We start from the raw sequence: 4,885 nt of genomic DNA on the forward strand, positions 1-4,885 counted from the left end.
GCACGCGGCAGCGTTCCCTCCCCCTTGTGGGGAGGGTTAGGGTGGGGGTTCTTCTTCGCAAGAATCCATATGCGATAGCCCTGCCCACGAGGGGGGGAGATTGGCAGCTTCGCCGCGTTCGCCAAACATAGGCGCCGCAAAGAGAAGGGCCGGCAACCGCCAGCCCTTTATTCTTAAGCCCGTGCCAACCAGCTCAGCTGGACCTTAAGCCAGGAGTTAATTCGCCGGCTAATTACCGATCCTGCTTCAGCCTGCGGCACAGCTCATCAAGCTGTTCCAGCGACCGGTACGAAACCCGCAGCACGCCGCCCTTGCCCTTGTGATCCACCGACACGATCATGCCGATCGTATCGGTCAACAGCTTTTCCAGCGCCAGCGTGTCGGCGTCCTTTTCGTCAGGACTTGGCGCGGGCCTAGCTTCCCTGGCGCTGCTGCTGCCGGCCGGCATCTGCGCCAGCGCTTCGGCCTGGCGGACCGAAAGTCCCTCTTCGACGATGCGCTTGGCAAGGCCGGCCGGATCTTCCGCCGTCACCAGCGTGCGGGCATGGCCCGCCGACAGCGCGCCGTCGACCAGCATGTCGCGGATCACGTCGGGCAGCTTCAAGAGCCTGAGCGTATTGGCGACATGGCTGCGGCTCTTGCCGATCACCTGGCCGAGATCGGCCTGGGTATAGCCGTGCTCGTCGATCAGCTGCTGATAGCCAAGCGCCTCCTCGACTGCGTTGAGGTCGGTGCGCTGGACGTTTTCGATGATCGCCAGTTCGAGCGCGGTGCGGTCGTTGACCTCGCGGATGATGACCGGGATCTCGGACAGCCCGGCGCGCTGCGCCGCGCGCCAGCGCCGCTCGCCGGCGATGATCTCGTAGCGTCCGGCCTGTGTCGGCGACGGCCGCGCCACCACCGGCTGGACCACGCCGTGTTCGCGGATCGACTGGGCAAGGTCGGTCAGCTCGGCGTCGCCGAAATGCCGGCGCGGATTTTTCGGATTCGGCGTAAGGAACTCGATCGGCACCTTGCCGTCGGCGCTCATGCCGGGCTTTTCAGGCGCTGCGGGGCGATCGATCTCGCCGATCAGCGCCGCCAGTCCACGCCCCAGTCTTTTTCTCGAAAGGTCTTCGCTCATCTTTATTCCAGTTGGCTATTCCAAATCGTTTCGGTATCGAATCGGCTCTTAGCTATGCATCCGGCCTAATCAAGCGGCGCGTAACTTGCGCTCGCGGCGGATCACTTCCGACGCCAGTTGCAGATAGGCCTGGCTGCCCGAGCATTTCAAATCGTAGAGGATCGCCGGCTTGCCATAGGACGGCGCCTCGGACACCCGCACATTGCGTGGGATGATGGTCTCGTAGACCTTGTCGCCCATATGCGCCCGCACATCCTGCACCACCTGGTTGGCGAGATTGTTGCGGCCGTCATACATGGTCAGCACGATGCCCTGGATGGTGAGATCCGGATTGATCGAGCGGCGCACCTGCTCGACCGTCTCCAGCAACTGGCTGAGACCTTCGAGCGCGAAAAACTCGCATTGCAGCGGTACAAGAACAGAATCGGCCGCGGCCATTGAATTCAAAGTCAAAAGGTTGAGCGATGGCGGGCAGTCGATCAGCACATAGCCGAACGGCGCGCCGCGCAAGGTGGCGGCGCGCAGCGCGTTGCGCAGCTTCAGCACCCGGTCGGGCGCCGAGGCGATCTCCATTTCGATGCCGAGCAGATCGAGCGTCGACGGCACGATCGACAGGCCAGGCACCGCCGTGGGGATGGCCGCGGCCTCTAGCTCCAGCTCGCCGGTCAGCACGTCATAGGAGGACACCGTGCGGTCCTTGCGGTCGATGCCGAGACCGGTGCTGGCATTTCCTTGCGGATCGAGATCGACGATCAGCACCTTTTCGCCGATCGCGGCCAGCGCGGTCGCCAGATTGATGGCGGTGGTGGTCTTGCCGACACCGCCCTTCTGGTTGGCTACAGTGATGATTCGGGGGCCATTCTTCATCATGGGTCTATGCCAGAAATTCATTTTGGGCGCCAAATCGCCTGTCAGTGACGGATCAGACAGGTCGCAGGTTGGACAATTCCAGGATGACGCCGCCAACGTCAGTCACACTTGGATGTTCTACCAGATCGAAGGACCATCGGTGAACGCTTTCTTGCACTTCGGTGCGGTAATCCCGGCCTTTGTGGAACAGGCCGCGCGCGCCTGAAATCAGCCAGGGCGCCGACAGCTCCAGCAAGGTCGAAAGCGGAGCCAGCGCCCGCGCCGTTACGATTTGCGGTGTGGAAACAAGCGCGTGGCTGTCACCGATGCGGTGCGCCACCACCCGCGCCGGCAGGCTGAACTGCCCGACGACAGTCTGCAGGAAGGACGCCTTTTTGCGATTGCTTTCAACCAGATCGATGCTGGCGCCGTCGCGCTCGGCAAGCAGGAAAGCCATGACAAGGCCCGGAAATCCGCCGCCCGAGCCGAGATCCATCCAGCGCGTGGCAACCGGTTCTATGCGTCCGAGTTGGGCGCTGTCCAGGATATGGCGCTGCCAGACATCGCCCGACGTCGATTGCGCCACGAGATTTATGCTGCGATTCCATTTCTGGAACATCTGCTCGAACGCCACCAGCCGATCGAATGTTTCACGTGAAACCGGGCCTGCCGCGTCCTGCAAGCTCTCCAGAGAAATAGAACTCACGCAACTTCCTTTTGTGGGCGCTGGGCGCTTTCCGCGTGACGGACATGCGCGACGATGATCGCCAGCGCCGCCGGCGTCATGCCTTCCATGCGCTGGGCATCGGCGATGGAGCGCGGCCGCCGGACCTGCATCTTCTGCTTCAGCTCGTTCGACAGACCCGGCACCCCGGCGAAATCGATGGTCTCCGGAATCAGCCGGCTCTCTTCAAGCCGGATCTGCGCGACGTCAGTTTTCTGGCGATCCAGATAGACCGAATATTTCGCTTCCGTCTCGAGGCGTTCCGCCGTCTTCGCGTCTATATCCGCAAAGCGCGGATCGACACGAGCCAGCCAAGCCACATCGACATCAGGATAGGACAACAGTTCATAACCGGACCGGCGCACGCCATCCCGGTTGATCTCCAGCCCGTGCCGCGCCGCCTCGTTCGGCGTGAGGGCGAGCGACTTCGCCAGATCCCGCGCCTCGTCCAGGCTTTGCATCACCTGTCCGTAGCGCTGCATCCGCTGCGCCGAAGCGATGCCCAGTTTCGAAGCGAGGGGCGTCAACCGCTCATCCGCATTGTCGGCGCGGAGCGACAGCCGGAACTCGGCCCGCGAGGTGAATATCCGATAGGGCTCAGCTATACCGCGGCTGGTCAGATCGTCGACCATCACGCCGATATAGGCTTCGGTGCGGCTGAGCACGATCTGCTCGCTGCCCGCCGCCCGCCGCGCCGCATTGAGGCCGGCAAGCAGCCCTTGCCCGGCCGCCTCTTCATAGCCGGTCGTACCGTTGATCTGACCGGCGAGGAAGAGACCGCCAATGCGCTTCGTCTCCAGTGTCTGATGCAGTTCGCGCGGATCGACGTGATCATACTCGATGGCATAGCCGGGCTGCAGCATGGCGGACCGCTCCAGCCCCGGAATGGTTTTCAATATATCGAGCTGTACGTCTTCGGGCAGCGAGGTCGAAATTCCATTGGGATAAACCGTGTCGTCATCGAGCCCTTCCGGCTCGAGGAAGATCTGATGGCCGTCCCTGTCGCCGAACTTGACGATCTTGTCCTCGATCGACGGGCAATAACGCGGCCCAACGCCCGCGATCGAGCCAGAATACATGGCCGACCGGCCGAGATTGACGCGAATCAGCTCATGCGTGGCAATCGTCGTGCGGGTGATGCCGCACTCGATCTGCGGCGTGGTGATGCGGTCGGTCATCAGCGAGAACGGCACCGGATCCTCATCGGCGGCCTGGCTTTCCAGCGACGCCCAGTCGATGGTCCGGCCATCGAGCCGTGGCGGCGTCCCGGTCTTCAGACGGCCGAGCCTGAAGCCTGCGCGGTCCATCGTCGCCGACAGCCCAAGGCTGGCCTGCTCGTTCATGCGGCCGGCGACAATCTTCTTCTCGCCAATATGTATAAGCCCGCGCAAAAAAGTTCCGGTGGTCAGAACAACAGCGCCACAAGCCAGGCGGCGGCCGTCGGCCAGGAGAACAGCCGCGATCTGGCCGGCGACAATTTCGAAGTCCAGAACCTCACCCTCGACCACGTCGAGATCGTTCTGCTGCCGAATCGCTTCCTGCATGGCAAGGCGATAGAGTTTTCTGTCGGCCTGCGTGCGGGGGCCGCGCACGGCGGGACCCTTGCGGCGGTTGAGCAGGCGGAATTGGATGCCGGCAGCATCCGCCACCCGCCCCATCAAGCCGTCCATGGCATCTATCTCGCGCACCAAATGGCCCTTGCCGAGCCCGCCGATAGCCGGATTGCACGACATCACCCCGATCGTGTCGAAGCGCAGCGTCACCAGCGCGGTTCTGGCACCGGCGCGTGCGGCAGCGCTGGCCGCCTCGCAACCCGCGTGACCGCCGCCTACCACAACCACATCATAGTGATTGGTCATCACAAATTTCCCAGACTCAAAAGATTGAGGGACACATGTCCCCGTGAGGCTTTGCTGTCAAGAAAACTCCGCGGGTCGTTTCACGTGAAACAACCTTGCGGGCTGTCAGCTCCATGTTCACGTGAGTCACCAAGGCCGCCCGACGCGTTTCACGTGAGTCACACGGGCAGCGCAGCGCGGTGGCCCAGACGAAGCCTCCCGCCTTCGTCATCCACGGGCGGAGCGGCCGCGAAGCGGCGTCTCGGAGACCCGAGGATCCTGTGTGTTGTTCCCATGCTATGTCTGAAGTGGGAAGGAGACCGAGGGGATCCTGGTCGTCCTTTCGAGGAC

General features: G+C 62.9%; 4 protein-coding genes. All 4 read right to left on the minus strand.

Translation table 11 applies throughout. The annotated features are described in order from the left end of the window. Positions 1–232: 232 nt before the first annotated feature. The 4 genes from NKH52_RS35045 to mnmG all read right to left on the minus strand — a co-directional run bounded on the left by NKH52_RS35045 (position 233) and on the right by mnmG (position 4,555). A complete protein-coding gene (locus NKH52_RS35045; protein ID WP_352735791.1) occupies positions 233–1,123 on the minus strand; it encodes a ParB/RepB/Spo0J family partition protein in 891 nt (296 codons plus the stop codon). Positions 1,124–1,192: 69 nt separating this feature from the next. After that, on the minus strand, positions 1,193–1,993 hold the full coding sequence (locus NKH52_RS35050) for a ParA family protein (RefSeq protein WP_352735792.1): 801 nt from the start codon (positions 1,991–1,993) through the stop codon (positions 1,193–1,195). Between the two features lie 52 nt (positions 1,994–2,045). After that, positions 2,046–2,678 (minus strand): 16S rRNA (guanine(527)-N(7))-methyltransferase RsmG, encoded by a 633-nt coding sequence (gene rsmG / locus NKH52_RS35055; protein ID WP_352735793.1) that lies wholly within the window; start codon positions 2,676–2,678, stop codon positions 2,046–2,048. Beyond that, positions 2,675–4,555: a tRNA uridine-5-carboxymethylaminomethyl(34) synthesis enzyme MnmG gene (gene mnmG, locus NKH52_RS35060; protein ID WP_352735794.1), complete on the minus strand. Its 1,881-nt coding sequence runs from the start codon at positions 4,553–4,555 to the stop codon at positions 2,675–2,677. The genes rsmG and mnmG overlap by 4 nt, the downstream gene beginning before the upstream one ends. Between the last annotated feature and the right edge of the window lie 330 nt (positions 4,556–4,885).

It is taken from the genome of Mesorhizobium sp. M1066 (assembly GCF_040318635.1).
Classification (GTDB): Bacteria; Pseudomonadota; Alphaproteobacteria; order Rhizobiales; family Rhizobiaceae; genus Mesorhizobium.

Excerpts from the sequence above, each read along its gene's own strand:
- NKH52_RS35045 (WP_352735791.1), bottom strand. The coding sequence starts at position 1,123 with ATGAGCGAAGACCTTTCGAGAAAAAGACTGGGGCGTGGACTGGCGGCG.
- NKH52_RS35050 (WP_352735792.1), bottom strand. The coding sequence starts at position 1,993 with ATGATGAAGAATGGCCCCCGAATCATCACTGTAGCCAACCAGAAGGGC.
- mnmG (WP_352735794.1), bottom strand. The coding sequence starts at position 4,555 with ATGACCAATCACTATGATGTGGTTGTGGTAGGCGGCGGTCACGCGGGT.